General features: G+C 55.9%; 11 protein-coding genes and 1 other annotated feature. Of the genes, 6 read left to right on the top strand and 5 right to left on the bottom strand.

What is annotated here, in order from left to right:
• Nucleotides 1-197 precede the first annotated feature (197 nt).
• Together acrB and acrA are read right to left on the bottom strand one after the other, a co-directional pair.
• On the bottom strand, nucleotides 198-3344 hold the full coding sequence (gene acrB / locus AB1287_RS02050) for a multidrug efflux RND transporter permease subunit AcrB (RefSeq protein ID WP_435616796.1): 3147 nt from the start codon (nucleotides 3342-3344) through the stop codon (nucleotides 198-200).
• A gap of 22 nt (nucleotides 3345-3366) precedes the next feature.
• Nucleotides 3367-4560, bottom strand: a complete 1194-nt coding sequence (gene acrA, locus AB1287_RS02045) for a multidrug efflux RND transporter periplasmic adaptor subunit AcrA (RefSeq protein WP_312624703.1) — start codon at nucleotides 4558-4560, stop codon at nucleotides 3367-3369.
• 141 nt (nucleotides 4561-4701) lie between these two features.
• On the opposite strand from acrA, the gene acrR reads away from it, so the two are divergent.
• Nucleotides 4702-5346: a multidrug efflux transporter transcriptional repressor AcrR gene (gene acrR, locus AB1287_RS02040; RefSeq protein ID WP_312624702.1), complete on the top strand. Its 645-nt coding sequence runs from the start codon at nucleotides 4702-4704 to the stop codon at nucleotides 5344-5346.
• Between the two features lie 127 nt (nucleotides 5347-5473).
• Nucleotides 5474-8827, top strand: a complete 3354-nt coding sequence (gene mscK / locus AB1287_RS02035) for a mechanosensitive channel MscK (protein WP_435616795.1) — start codon at nucleotides 5474-5476, stop codon at nucleotides 8825-8827.
• An 80-nt stretch (nucleotides 8828-8907) separates the two neighbouring features.
• On the opposite strand, the gene rsmS is transcribed toward mscK, so the two are convergent.
• The gene (gene rsmS, locus AB1287_RS02030) at nucleotides 8908-9066 is read right to left on the bottom strand and encodes a pleiotropic regulatory protein RsmS (RefSeq protein ID WP_435616794.1); all 159 of its coding nucleotides are present in this window, start codon (nucleotides 9064-9066) and stop codon (nucleotides 8908-8910) included.
• A gap of 11 nt (nucleotides 9067-9077) precedes the next feature.
• A complete protein-coding gene (priC, locus tag AB1287_RS02025) occupies nucleotides 9078-9605 on the bottom strand; it encodes a primosomal replication protein N'' (RefSeq protein WP_312624699.1) in 528 nt (175 codons plus the stop codon).
• 67 nt (nucleotides 9606-9672) lie between these two features.
• On the opposite strand from priC, the gene AB1287_RS02020 reads away from it, so the two are divergent.
• The 4 genes from AB1287_RS02020 to AB1287_RS02005 all read left to right on the top strand — a co-directional run bounded on the left by AB1287_RS02020 (nucleotide 9673) and on the right by AB1287_RS02005 (nucleotide 13168).
• Nucleotides 9673-10047 carry a DUF454 family protein gene (locus AB1287_RS02020; protein WP_435616793.1) on the top strand — a complete coding sequence of 125 codons (375 nt, stop codon included), beginning with the start codon at nucleotides 9673-9675 and terminating at the stop codon, nucleotides 10045-10047.
• Nucleotides 10048-10203: 156 nt separating this feature from the next.
• Nucleotides 10204-10755, top strand: coding sequence for an adenine phosphoribosyltransferase (gene apt, locus AB1287_RS02015; protein ID WP_312624697.1), 552 nt, complete (start codon nucleotides 10204-10206; stop codon nucleotides 10753-10755).
• Between the two features lie 89 nt (nucleotides 10756-10844).
• A complete protein-coding gene (gene dnaX, locus AB1287_RS02010; RefSeq protein ID WP_312624696.1) occupies nucleotides 10845-12779 on the top strand; it encodes a DNA polymerase III subunit gamma/tau in 1935 nt (644 codons plus the stop codon).
• Nucleotides 12109-12173, top strand: a sequence feature (DnaX frameshifting element). (Overlaps the previous gene by 65 nt.)
• Before the next feature lie 56 nt (nucleotides 12780-12835).
• Nucleotides 12836-13168 carry a YbaB/EbfC family nucleoid-associated protein gene (locus AB1287_RS02005; protein ID WP_097161555.1) on the top strand — a complete coding sequence of 111 codons (333 nt, stop codon included), beginning with the start codon at nucleotides 12836-12838 and terminating at the stop codon, nucleotides 13166-13168.
• A gap of 39 nt (nucleotides 13169-13207) precedes the next feature.
• Here AB1287_RS02005 and AB1287_RS02000 read toward each other — a convergent pair whose 3' ends face one another.
• Nucleotides 13208-14113, bottom strand: coding sequence for a LysR family transcriptional regulator (locus AB1287_RS02000; protein ID WP_312624695.1), 906 nt, complete (start codon nucleotides 14111-14113; stop codon nucleotides 13208-13210).
• Between the last annotated feature and the right edge of the window lie 74 nt (nucleotides 14114-14187).

Raw genomic sequence — 14187 nt, 5'->3', positions numbered from 1 at the left:
GATCCGAAATTCGGAAGAGTCTTAAGGGGTTGTCTGAAAACAAATCAGAATCCTCGCATATTGTCCGGAGAATTAACCTCGCTATTAAGATTATTTCTTAATACGAATCTTAGTTAAATAAACCTGAGCGATAAAATTTGTCCGGTGTAAAAAAGAAGGGCCGCTTTCGCGACCCTTTTCATTTTGCCTTGCCCGTATTAATGGCGCTCTACCGGATGGTTGTGCTCCAGATCATCGGTTTTCTTGCTGAATCGGCGGCGAACCACCACGAAGAATACCGGAACGAAGAAGATTGCCAGCACGGTTGCGGTGACCATCCCGCCCATTACGCCAGTACCGACGGCGTTCTGTGCACCGGAGCCTGCACCAGTGCTGATAACCAGCGGCATTACGCCGAGGATAAAGGCCAGCGAGGTCATCAGAATCGGACGCAGACGCATACGCACGGCTTCAAGCGTGGATTCAATGAGCCCTTTGCCTTCTTTCTCCATCAGGTCTTTGGCGAATTCCACGATAAGAATCGCGTTCTTCGCCGACAAGCCAATGGTTGTCAGCAGGCCTACCTGGAAGTACACGTCGTTGGTCAGCCCACGCATTGTGGCGGCTAACAGCGCCCCGACCACACCAAGCGGTACAACCAGCATGACTGAGAACGGAATTGACCAGCTCTCATACAGCGCAGCCAGACACAGGAACACCACAATCAGAGAAATGGCGTACAGGGCAGGGGCCTGGTTGCCGGACAGACGTTCCTGATAGGACATACCCGTCCAGTCATAGCCGACGCCGGTTGGCAGTTTGCTGGCTAACTGTTCCATCATCAGCATGGCTTCACCGGTACTCTTACCCGGTGCTGCCTGGCCGAGAATTTCCATCGATGGCAGACCGTTGTAACGTTCCAGACGCGGTGAACCATATTCCCAGCGCGAGGTTGAGAAGGCGGAGAACGGAACCATCTGGCCATTGCTGCCACGAACGTACCAGTTGCCAATATCGCTCGGCAGCATACGGTATGGCGCTTCTGACATCAGGTACACTTTCTTCACGCGTCCACGGTCAACGAAGTCGTTGACGTAGCTGCCACCCCAGGCCGCACCCAGCGTAGTGTTGATGTCGCTAATGGAGACGCCCAGCGCCTGTGCTTTTTCCTGATCGATATCGATTTTGAACTGTGGCGTATCTTCCAGACCGTTCGGACGCACACCGACCAGCACGTCAGGATGTTTGGCAATTTCGCCAAACAGCTGGTTACGCGCCTGAGTCAGTTTTTCGTGGCCGAGGCCCGCCTGGTCGATAAGCTGGAAGTCGAAGCCGGTTGCCGTACCCAGCTCCACAATCGCCGGCAGGTTGAAGGCAAACACCATCGCATCTTTTATCTGCGAGAAGCGCGCCATTGCCCGGCCAGTGATAGCTTCCACTTTGTTCTCATCGCCCGGACGTTCGCTCCAGTCCTTCAGTGAAACGAACGCGATACCGGTGTTCTGACCACGGCCGGCGAAGCCGAAGCCGTTAACCGCGAACACGGATTCCACGTTGGCTTTTTCTTTGGTGAGATAGTAATTGGTCATCTCATCCAGCACTTTCTGCGTGCGTTCCTGCGTTGCCCCGGCTGGTAGCTGGGCCATACTCAGGAACACGCCCTGGTCTTCATCCGGCAGGAACGAACTTGGCAGACGGACGAACAGGTAAGCCATGCCGACCACGATGATGATATAGAGCAGCAAATAACGCCCGGTGCTGCGCAGAATGTTCCCCACGCTGTCGGTGTAGTGGTGCGTGCTCTTCTCGAACATGCGGTTAAACCAGCCGAAGAAGCCTTTGTGCTCGCCGTGGCCGCCTTTCTGAATAGGCTTCAGCATGGTGGCACACAGGGCAGGGGTCAGGATCAACGCTACCAGTACCGACAGCGCCATCGCCGAAACGATAGTGATCGAGAACTGACGGTAAATCGCGCCGGTTGACCCACCAAAGAACGCCATCGGGATGAATACTGCAGAGAGCACCATCGCGATCCCGACCAGCGCGCCCTGAATCTGGCCCATGGATTTACGGGTCGCTTCTTTCGGCGGCAAGCCTTCCTCGGCCATTACACGCTCGACGTTTTCCACCACCACGATGGCGTCATCCACCAGCAGGCCGATGGCGAGCACCATCCCGAACATCGTCAGGGTGTTTATCGAGTAGTTGAAGGCTGCAAGCACCGCGAACGTGCCTAACAGCACAACCGGTACGGCGATGGTTGGGATCAGCGTCGCACGGAAGTTCTGCAGGAACAGATACATCACGAGGAACACCAGGATGATCGCTTCGACCAGCGTTTTCACCACTTCATGAATGGAGATTTTCACGAACGGGGTGGTGTCGTATGGGTAAACAATTTTCATCCCTGACGGGAAGAAAGGCTCCATACGCTTCAGCTCAGCGCGAATCGCATCGGCGGTGTTCAGCGCGTTCGCACCGGTGGCCAGTTTAATCCCCAGGCCTGATGCCGGCTGGTTATTGTACTTCGCGATGATGTCATAGTTCTCACCGCCAAGCTCAATTTTCGCCACGTCGCGCAGGCGAACCTGCGAACCGTCCGGATTCACCTTCAGCAGAATTTTGCCAAACTCTTCGGTGTTGGTCAGACGGGTCTGCGCCACAATTGAGGCGTTCAGCTGCTGGCCTTTTACCGGTGGCGTACCGCCTAACTGACCGGCTGCGACCTGGGCGTTCTGTGCTTTCAGGGCGCTGATCACGTCAACCGGCGTCAACTGGAAGTTATTCAGCTTGTTCGGGTCCATCCAGATACGCATCGCGTACTGGGAACCGAACAGCTGAACGTCACCGACGCCGGAAGTACGGCTGATCGGATCTTTCATGTTGGCGGCGACGTAGTCGGAGATGTCGTCCTGGGTCATGGTACCATCGGTGTTGATAACGCCGACAACCATCAGGAAGCTGCTTGATGCTTTTTCAACGCTCACGCCCTGCTGCTGAACTTCCTGCGGCAGAAGCGGCATCGCCAGCTGTAGTTTGTTCTGCACCTGAACCTGCGCGATGTCCGGATCGGTACCGGATTCAAAAGTCAGCGTGATGGTGGCAGTACCCGTGGAGTCACCGTTCGAGGACATGTACATCAGGTGATCGATGCCGTTCATGTTCTGTTCGATAACCTGAGTCACGGTATTCTGCACGGTCTCAGCATCCGCTCCGGGATAGACGGCCGTGATGGCAATCGCCGGTGGCGCAATCGTTGGATACTGCGCGACCGGCAATTTGAGGATCGCAAGTCCCCCTGCCAGCATAATAATGATGGCGATCACCCATGCGAATATGGGGCGATCGATAAAGAAATTAGGCATGTCTTAACGGCTCCTGTTTAAGTTAAGACTTAGGCTGTTCTGACGCCGCATTACCTGCGGTTTGTTGCTCTTTGTCAGAAGTGACTTCCTGCGCTTTTACCTGAGCGCCCGGTCTGACTTTCTGCAAACCGGTAATAATGACGCGGTCGCCGGATTTCAGACCGTCAGTAACCAGCCATTTGTCGCCGATAGCCTGACTGGCGGTGATTTGACGGACTTCAACCTTATCGCCTTCACCCACCACCATCGCGCTGGCATCGCCACGCGGAGTACGGGTTACGCCCTGCTGAGGAACCAGCAATGCGTTAGGGTTCGTCCCTTCTTCAAGCTTCGCGCGTACGAACATACCCGGCAGCAGGGTATGGTCCGGGTTCGGGAAGACGGCGCGCAGCGTGATAGAACCGGTGGTCTGATCGACGGTGACGTCGGAGAATTCCAGAGAACCGCTCTGCGAATATTTGATGCCGTCCTGCGTGACGAGATCGACTTTCGCTTTACCGTTCACCTGCTGCAGAGTCCCGCTGGCGAGTTCCTGTTTCAGACGCAGGAAATCGTTGCTGGACTGCGTCACGTCAACATAAATCGGATCGAGCTGCTGAACGGTGGCGAGTGCATCAGCCTGGCCGTTTTGCACCAGCGCACCTTCCGTGACGGAAGATTTACCGATACGACCGCTAATGGGTGAAGTCACCTTGGTATAGGCGAGGTTAATGCGCGCCGTTTCCACTGCGGCTTTTGCAGCCACGACGGCAGCATTTGCCTGCAGGGAATCAGACAGCGCGGTGTCATAGTCCTGACGGCTGACGTACTGTGTGCCCAGCAGCTTTTGGTAGCGGCTCGCAGTCAGCTGAGCCACTTTCGCTGCGGCTTCGGCTTTGGCTAAATCGCCTTTAGCGCTGTCGTAAGAGGCCTGATAGGTTGCGGGATCAATCTGATAAAGAGACTCACCGGCCTTAATTTCGCCGCCTTCCGTAAAGTTACGCTTCAGGATAATACCGCTCACCTGAGGGCGAACTTCTGCGATACGGAAAGCACTGGTGCGGCCAGGTAATTCAGTGGTGATTTGAAGAGGTTCAGTTTTGAGCGTCACAACACCGACTTCTGGGGTCTGCGCTGCTCCTTGCTGAGCCTGTTTGTCGTCACATCCTGTAAGCGCTAAGCTGCCTGAAAGCATCAGAACGACCGCCAGAGGCGTTAACCCTCTGTTTTTGTTCATATGTAAACCTCGAGTGTCCGATTTCAAATTGATCAATGGATCAAATGTCCACAAACCCATTGCTGCTTTATATTATGGTCGTGCTATGGTACATACATTCACAAATGTATGTAAATCTAACCTCTGTAAATTCACCAACCTATGGCACGAAAAACCAAACAACAAGCGTTGGAAACACGGCAACACATTCTCGATGTTGCCCTGCGATTGTTTTCTCAACAGGGGGTATCATCCACCTCGTTGGCTGAGATTGCAAAGGCGGCTGGCGTCACCCGAGGCGCAATCTACTGGCATTTCAAGAACAAATCAGATTTGTTCAGCGAGATCTGGCAGCTCTCAGAATCCAGTATCGGCAGTCTCGAATCAGAGTATCAGGCAAAATTCCCTGGCGATCCACTCTCAGTTCTTAGGGAGATTCTAGTCTATATTCTTGAAGCCACAGTGATTGAAGAACGCCGACGTTTGATGATGGAGATTATCTTTCACAAATGTGAATTTGTGGGTGAGATGGCCGTGGTGCAGCAGGCTCAGCGCGACCTTTGTCTGGAAAGCTATGACCGCATTGAGGCGACGCTGAACGAGTGCATTAAAGCGGGGCAGCTCCCTGTGGATTTACTGACCCGCCGCGCCGCTATTTTGATGCGTAGCTATATCTCCGGCATCGTTGAAAACTGGCTTTTCTCACCGGACACCTTCAACCTGAAAACCGAAGCCCGTGATTACGTTGCTATCCTGCTGGAAATGTACCAGTTCTGCCCAACGCTACGAGCCCATCAGCCTGCCTGAGCCGCATGACCCAAAAGTACGGGAATATTCCTAAGGTGGGCCGCTATTCGGCGCAAAGGAGAAGTGCTATTCTGCGCAGGCATTTTCTTCCGGCGATTCCGGCCCTGAACTCATTCATGCTGACACTATGCTGCACAACACATTCTGGCGGAAATCACTCTCCGCGTTAATTGTCGTCCTTATCTTCTCTTTTACCGTCCTGGGAATCAGCCCGGCGCGGGCGCAGGGGCCGAACGATCTGCCCGAACGCGCTGACGTGCAAAAACAGCTCACCACGCTGACCAGGAAAAAAGAGCTCACGCCACAGGACAAACTTGTTGAGCAGGATCTGTCGGATACCCTGCAGCTGCTCGATAAAATCGATCGCATCAAAGATGAAACCGCGCTGCTCAAGCAGCAGATAGACCAGGCGCCAGCCAAAATGCGTCAGGCCACCGACAGCCTGAGCGCGCTGGGCGATGTGGACAACGACGACGAAACGCGCAAAGTACTGAATACGCTTTCTGTTCGCCAGCTTGAAGCCCGCATCAACGATGTGCTCGACCAGCTTCAAACCGCGCAAAACGATCTTTCAACCTACAACAGTCAGCTGGTGTCGCTGCAAACTCAGCCAGAGCGCGTACAGAATACGATGTACAACGCCTCGCAACAGCTACAGCAAATCCGCAATCGCCTGAATGGCACCACCGTCGGTGAGGACGCTCTGCGTCCGACGCAGCAAACCATGCTGTTGGTGCAGCAGGCGTTGCTCAATGCTGAACTCGATCAGCAGCGTAAAAGCCTCGCCGGTAACACCACGCTTCAGGATACCCTGCAAAAACAGCGAGATTACGTGACCGCCAACAGTAACCGCCTGCAGCACCAGCTGCAGCTGTTACAGGAAGCCGTCAGCAGCAAGCGACTGACGCTGACGGAGAAAACGGCACAGGAAGCCGTTTCCCCTGATGATGCAGCCCGCATTCAGGCTAATCCGCTGGTGAAACAGGAGCTGGACATTAACCATCAGCTGAGCGAACGGTTAATCAAGGCGACGGAAAGCGGCAACCAGCTGGTGCAGCAAAACATTCGCGTCAAAACCTGGCTCGACCGCGCGCTGCAGTCCGAACGCAATATTAAAGAACAGATCTCAATGCTTAAGGGCAGCCTGCTGCTGTCGCGCATTCTTTATCAGGAGCAACAGACGCTGCCGTCTGCCGACGAACTGGAAGACATGACCAACCGCATCGCGGATCTGCGCCTGGAACAGTTTGAAGTGAATCAGCAGCGCGATGCGCTGTTTCAGAACGAGGATTACGTTGCGAAGCTGGAAGAGGGCCACAGCAGCGACGTCAATGATGAAGTGACCGATGCGCTGAACCAGGTTATCGACATGCGTCGTGAACTGCTGGATCAGATGAACAAACAGCTGGGTAGCCAACTGATGATGGCCATCAACCTGCAGGTGAATCAGCAGCAGCTGATGAGCGTCTCAAAAAGCCTGCGCTCTATTCTCACTCAGCAAATTTTCTGGGTGAACAGTAACAAGCCTATGGACTGGGACTGGATCAAATCTTTCCCGTCAGCGCTGAAAGAGCAGTTCAGCAAAATGAGCATCACCGTGAACTGGGAAAAAGCCTGGCCCGCGGTGTTCATCGCGTTTCTGGCGGGGCTTCCTCTGCTGCTGATCGCCGGGCTGATTCGCTGGCGTCTGTCGTGGCTGAAAGGCTATCAGCAGCAGCTGGCGTCTGAAGTCGGACAGCTGCGTAACGACAGTCAGCTTCATACGCCTAAGGCAATCCTTCTCGACCTGATCCGCGCGCTGCCGGTGGTGATGATTATCCTTGCCGTGGGGCTGATTCTGCTGACAATGCAGTTGAACATCAGCGATCTGCTGTGGGCGTTCAGTAAAAAGCTGGCGCTGTTCTGGTTGATTTTCGGCCTGTGCTGGAAAGTGCTGGAAAAGGATGGCGTGGCGATTTCACACTTCAACATGCCGCCGCAGCTGACGAGCCACTGGCGTCGCCAGATTGTCCGTATCAGTCTGGCGTTGCTGCCGCTGCACTTCTGGTCTGTTGAGGCAGAGTTGTCGCCACTGCATCTGATGGATGACGTACTCGGTCAGTTCGCCATTTTCCTCAACCTGCTGCTGATCACCGTACTGATATGGCCGATGTGTCGGGACAGCTGGCGTGATAAGGAATCACATAGCCTGCGCCTGGTGACGATCACCACACTCGCCATCGTGCCGGTTGCGCTGCTGGTGCTCACCGCCACGGGCTATTTCTACACCACGCTGCGTCTGGCCGGGCGCTGGATTGAAACCGTCTATCTGGTCATTATCTGGAACCTGATTTACCAGACGGTTCTGCGTGGCCTGAGCGTGGCGGCCCGGCGTATTGCCTACCGCCGTGCGCTGGCACGCCGCCAGCATCTGGTGAAAGAGGGCGCGGAAGGCGCTGAGCCGACGGAAGAGCCGGCGATTGCGCTGGAAGATGTGAACCAGCAGACGCTGCGCATCACCATGCTGGTGATGGTGGCGCTGTTCGGCGTGATGTTCTGGGCTATCTGGTCTGACTTAATCACCGTCTTCGCCTATCTCGACAGCATCACGCTGTGGCACTACAACGCCACCGAAGCGGGGACGGAAGTGCTGCGCAACGTCACGCTCGGTAGCCTGCTGTTTGCGCTAATCGCTGCGGTTGTCTCCTGGGCGCTGATCCGCAACCTGCCGGGCCTGCTGGAAGTGCTGGTCCTTTCACGCCTTAAGATGCGCCAGGGCGCGTCTTACGCCATCACCACGATCCTCAACTACGTCATTATTGCCGTTGGTGCGATGACGGTGTTCGGTTCGCTTGGGGTGTCGTGGGATAAGCTGCAGTGGCTGGCGGCGGCGCTGTCGGTCGGTCTTGGTTTTGGCCTCGGCGAAATCTTCGGGAACTTCGTTTCTGGCCTGATTATTCTGTTCGAACGTCCGGTGCGCATCGGCGATACCGTTACGATCGGCACCTTCTCGGGCTCGGTCAGTAAGATCCGTATTCGTGCCACCACGATCACCGACTTTGACCGCAAAGAAGTGATCATTCCCAACAAAGCGTTTGTGACCGAGCGTCTGATCAACTGGTCGCTCAGCGACACCATCACCCGCGTGGTGATCCGCCTCGGCGTGGCGTATGGATCGGATCTGGATAAGGTCAAAGAAGTGCTGCTGAAAGCGGCCTCGGAGCATCCGAAAGTGATGCACGAGCCGGAACCGTCGGTCTTCTTTACCACCTTTGGTCCGAGCACGCTGGATCACGAACTGCGCCTGTACGTGCGTGAACTGCGTGACCGCAGCTATACTGTGGATGAGATTAACCGCACCATCGACAGACTCTGTCGTGAAAACGGCATCAACATCGCCTTTAACCAGCTCGAAGTTCACCTGCGTAATGAAAAAGGTGATGAAGTGACGGAAGTGAAGCGTGACGTGAAGGGTGACGATCCGACGCCAGCAGGGGCTTAAGTGCTACAGTTGTAGGCCCGGAAAGCCAAGCGCCGCCGGGCATTTTGATTCGACGCCAGATGGCGCTTTGCTTATCGGGCCTAAAGGTTTTGAGCGGCAGTCTCTATTTTCCGCTCAAAATCCCGCTTTACTATTTCCAGCGCGCTCAGCACCGTTTCCGGCGCAATGGCGTGTTCTTCCAGCAGCATAATCAAATCGACCGCCAGTTTGACATCGTCCGGGGCGTTTTCCAGCGACATAGCTTCTCCTGTCAGCGCGTCATGCGCGCCAGTACATTTTCAATATTCTCCAGTGCGCTGCGGCAACGCGTGAGCCTGGCGCTGAATGCCTCCACTTCCCGCGCAAGCCGTTGCTGCTCCTCAAGCGTTGATGCCTGTGCCAGTAGCTGACGTCGCTGCTGCGTCATCTCCAGCAGGCGACGCTCATATTCCTGATGCTGAAGACGTTTGCGCTGCCAGCGCGTCAGGGCGGGCGAGCCGTTATCCCAGCCCCGCAGCTGCCAGGCCGCACTTTCTCTTGCAATCGCTTCGAGCTGTGAAACCAGACGCTCTGCCAGCCACTGCACCTGCTCAATCTGCTGCTGCTCAACGGCATGCCGCAGCGCCTTCAGGTTACTCCGTGCTTCTTCTACACACGCCTGCAAAAAAGCGCTCTGCGTGCGGAAAAGCTGTCTGTCAAAACGCGGCCCGAGGGTGGCGTGAAACGCCATCGGTGCCACCTCTGCTTCAAGCCGGGAAAGCTGCGTGTCCAGCGATTGCAGTAACAGGTCAGTTTTCATATTTTCTCCCTCGAAAGGACCGTGGCCTGTGCTACATTTGCCGTTCAGTTTGATAACGATTCTCACGATGAAACGGACTATTCTAAACATCATTGGCTGGCTGGCGGTAGCGTTAGGCACGCTGGGCGTGTTTTTACCGCTGTTGCCAACCACTCCGTTTATTCTGCTGGCGGCCTGGTGCTTCGCTCAGTCATCGCCACGTTTTCATGAATGGCTGCTCTACAGGTCGTGGTTCGGCGGCTATCTGCGTCACTGGCAGCAGTATAAAGCGATGCCGCCTGGCGCAAAGCCGCGAGCGATCGTCATCACCATTGCAACCTTTGCTATCTCGCTGTGGCTGGTGAAAATTGTGTGGGTACGCTTTTTGCTGCTGGCGATCCTCACCTGCCTGCTGATTTTCTTGTGGCGCATTCCGGTGGTTGATGCAAAACAACAAAAATAATAATGCTCGTCTGAGTTATTGCATTTAACGTTGAGTGCCAGTACATTCTGGCGTTTTCGAGCACGGGCGAAGCTGGTTAAAGGTTAATCGAATGTAACTTTAACCTTAAGCAAAATACGCCTTGTGAGTTACACCGTTTTAATCAGGCATACACCTATGACCGCAACTGCACAGCAGCTTGAATTTCTGAAAAACAGCATCAAAAGCATCCAGGACTATCCAAAGCCTGGCATTCTTTTCCGCGATGTCACCAGCATGCTGGAAGACCCGAAAGCCTATGCCCTCAGCATTGAATTGCTGACGGAGCGCTTTAAAAACGCGGGTATCACCAAAGTGGTGGGTACCGAGGCGCGTGGTTTCCTGTTTGGTGCACCGGTCGCGTTGGCGCTGGGCGTAGGATTCGTGCCGGTACGTAAACCGCGCAAACTGCCGCGTGAAACCATTGCAGAGAGCTATGAGCTGGAATACGGCACCGATCAGCTGGAAATCCACGTTGATGCCATCAAGCCGGGTGATAAAGTGCTGGTGGTTGACGATCTGCTGGCGACTGGCGGCACCATTGAAGCCACCGTCAAGCTGATTCGCCGTCTCGGTGGTGAAGTGACCGACGCGGCCTTCATCATCAATCTGTTCGACCTGGGCGGTGAACAGCGTCTGGAAAGCCAGGGTATTCATTGCTACAGCCTGGTACCCTTCCCGGGACACTGATCAAATCCCCACATAGCCTCGCCGTATTCGCGAGGCTATGTTAGCATTACCCTCCTGTATTCCACCTTCCAGCGTTTCAGAGCCTGCCAATGAGTTATCAGGTCTTAGCCCGAAAATGGCGACCACAAACCTTTGCTGACGTCGTCGGCCAGGAACATGTGCTGACCGCACTGGCGAACGGCCTGGCGTCCGGTCGTATCCATCATGCGTACCTGTTTTCCGGCACTCGTGGGGTGGGGAAAACCTCCATCGCGCGTCTGTTGGCGAAAGGGCTGAACTGCGAAAGCGGCATCACCGCCACGCCGTGCGGCGTGTGTGATAACTGCCGTGAAATCGAGCAGGGGCGCTTTGTCGATCTGATTGAGATTGACGCCGCCTCGCGCACCAAAGTTGAAGATACCCGTGACCTGCTGGACAACGTGCAGTACGCGCCTGCCCGCGGTCGCTTCAAGGTCTACCTGATCGATGAAGTGCACATGCTCTCCCGTCACAGCTTCAACGCGCTGCTGAAAACGCTGGAAGAGCCGCCGTCGCACGTCAAATTCCTGCTGGCCACCACCGATCCGCAAAAGCTGCCGGTGACGATCCTTTCCCGCTGCCTGCAGTTCCATCTTAAAGCGCTCGACGTCGATCAGATCCGCGAGCAGCTGGAACATATTCTGGGCGAGGAGCACATCGCTTCTGAGCCGCGCGCGCTGCAGCTGCTGGCGCGCGCCGCCGACGGCAGCCTGCGTGACGCATTAAGCCTTACCGATCAGGCGATTGCCAGCGGTGACGGGCAGCTGACCGCCGCGACTGTCAGCACCATGCTCGGCACGCTGGATGACGATCAGGCGCTTTCCCTGATTGAAGCGCTGGTGGCCGCCAACGGCGAACAGGTTATGTCGCTTATTCACGAAGCGGCATCCCGCGGTATTGAGTGGGAAGCGCTGCTGGTGGAAATGCAAAGCCTGCTGCACCGCATCGCAATGGTGCAGCTGTCGCCGTCGGCGCTGGGCAGCGACATGGCGGCGGTCGAACACCGCATGCGCGAGCTGGCGCGAACCGTGCCGCCAGCCGATATTCAGCTCTATTACCAGACGCTGCTGATGGGCCGCAAAGAGCTGCCCTATGCGCCGGACCGCAGAATGGGTATTGAGATGACCCTGCTGCGTGCGCTGGCGTTCCATCCTCGTCAGCCGCTACCTGAGCCGGACGTTCAGCCGCAGTCGTTCGCGCCTGTGGCACCCACGGCGGTGATGCACCCGACGCAGGTTTCGCAGCAGCAGGCACCTGCCGCACCCGCGTATCAAAGCGAAACGTTGCCGGACTCCACCAGCTCCGTGCTGGCGGCCCGCAGCCAACTGCAACGCGCTCAGGGAGCACCCAAAGCAAAAAAGAGTGAACCGGCCACCGCATCCCGCGCGCGGCCGGTGAACAGTGCTGCGTTAGAGAGACTGGCCTCGGTCACGGAACGCGTTCAGGCGCGCCCGTCTCCTTCGGCGCTCGAAGAGCAGCAGCCAAAGAAAAAAGAAGCCTACCGCTGGAAAGCAACCACCGTTGTGGAAGAGGTGAAGGAAGCGGTTGCCACGCCGAAGGCGCTGAAAAAAGCGCTGGAGCATGAGAAAACCCCGGAGCTCGCCGCGAAGCTGGCAGTGGAATCCATCGAGCGCGACGGTTGGGCGGCAGAAATCAGCCGCATGAAATTGCCTAAACTGGTAGAACAGGTGGCGCTTAACGCCTGGAAAGAGCAAAACGGCGCGGCAGTTTGCCTGCATCTGCGACCGAGCCAGCGCCATCTCAATAACGGCAGCGCGCAGAAGGTGCTGACGGATGCGCTGAGCGAGTTAAACGGCACGGCGGTTGAACTGACCATCGTGGAAGATGATAATCCGGCGGTATTAACGCCGCTGGAGTGGCGTCAGGCCATTTACGAAGAGAAGCTCGCGCAGGCGCGCGAGGCCATCAGTGCCGATAACAACATCCAGACCCTGCGCCGCTTTTTCGATGCGGATCTGGATGAAGAGAGTATTCGACCCATTTGACCGTAAGCCCGTCTTGCGGTTGAACCTATTAACATGACTGACTGAGAGATAAGCCTATGTTTGGTGGAAAAGGCGGCCTGGGTAACCTGATGAAACAGGCCCAGCAGATGCAAGAAAAAATGCAGAAAGCGCAGGAAGAGATCGCTCAACTGGAAGTGACCGGTGAGTCTGGCGCAGGCCTGGTGAAGGTCACCATTAACGGTGCGCACAACTGCCGTCGCGTTGAGATTGACCCAAGCCTGCTCGAAGATGACAAAGATATGCTGGAAGATCTGGTTGCCGCCGCGTTTAACGACGCCGCGCGCCGCATCGAAGAAACCCAGAAAGAAAAAATGGCTTCTGTCTCCTCCGGGATGCAGCTGCCGCCAGGCTTTAAGATGCCGTTCTGATGACGGTGAAAGGGCGACAGAAATGTCGCCCTTTTTGCTTTAGCTTTCCACTAACGCGTTATAACCTTCAGCCAGAAAATCAATCAGTGCCCGCACCGCCGGCAGTTGCCCACGGCGTGAAGGATATACAACATGAATGATTTCTGGTTTCGCCCGCCACTCCGGCAGCAGCCGCACCAGTTTCCCGTCTCTCATCTGTTCATCCAGCATCAATAAAGGCAGCTGGACCACGCCGACTCCCGCTACGGCGGCTGCCCTCAGCGCAAGCATATCGGTGGTGATAAAACGTGGCTGATGATGAAGAGTGGCTTCCTGCCCCTCAGGCCCTGTCAAAACCCAGCGATAGTGATTTTGCGCGCGAGCCCGTGCCAGGCTCGGCCAGTGCTGCAAATCGGCAGGTGAGGCGGGCAGGCCGAAGCGGGTGACTAAATCCGGGCTGGCAACCAGGCACATATTACGCGTCGCCAGTTTACGCATAACCAGTTCGCTGTCTTCAAGGGGCAGAGGACGGACGCGAATCGCAAGGTCGATGTTCTCATTCAGGACGTCCACCCTGCGGTTGGTTTCTTCGAGCTGCACCGTCACCTTCGGATACTTCAGCATAAACTGCGCCAGCATCTCGCCCACATGGACATGCAAAAGTGCGACAGGGCAGGTCAGGCGAATCAGCCCGCAGGGTTCGGCTTGCAGGCTTTCCATGGCCTCCTGCGCGGCCTCCGCTTCGATGATCATTGCTTTGCAGTGACGATAGAACAGCTGCCCGGCATCGGTGATGGTAAAGCTGCGGGTTGAGCGCTGAATCAGGCGAGTTGCCAGCCGCTCTTCCAGCAGGGCAATACGCCGGCTGAGGCGAGATTTTGGCACCCCGATAGCCCGGCCCGCCGGCGAAAATCCGCCGTGCTCCACCACCTGCGCGAAGTACCACAAATCGTTGAGATCCTGCATAGGATTGTCCTGTTATTGGAACGCTGAGTTCATTTTTTCAGTCTACCGCAATCATTGTCTTGTCGATAAGCTTT

The sequence above is a fragment of the Scandinavium sp. UTDF21-P1B genome, assembly GCF_040750395.1.
Lineage (GTDB): Bacteria > Pseudomonadota > Gammaproteobacteria > Enterobacterales > Enterobacteriaceae > Scandinavium.
The sequence above is the reverse complement of the archived record's forward strand: the minus strand, read 5'-3'. Positions and strand labels throughout refer to the sequence as shown.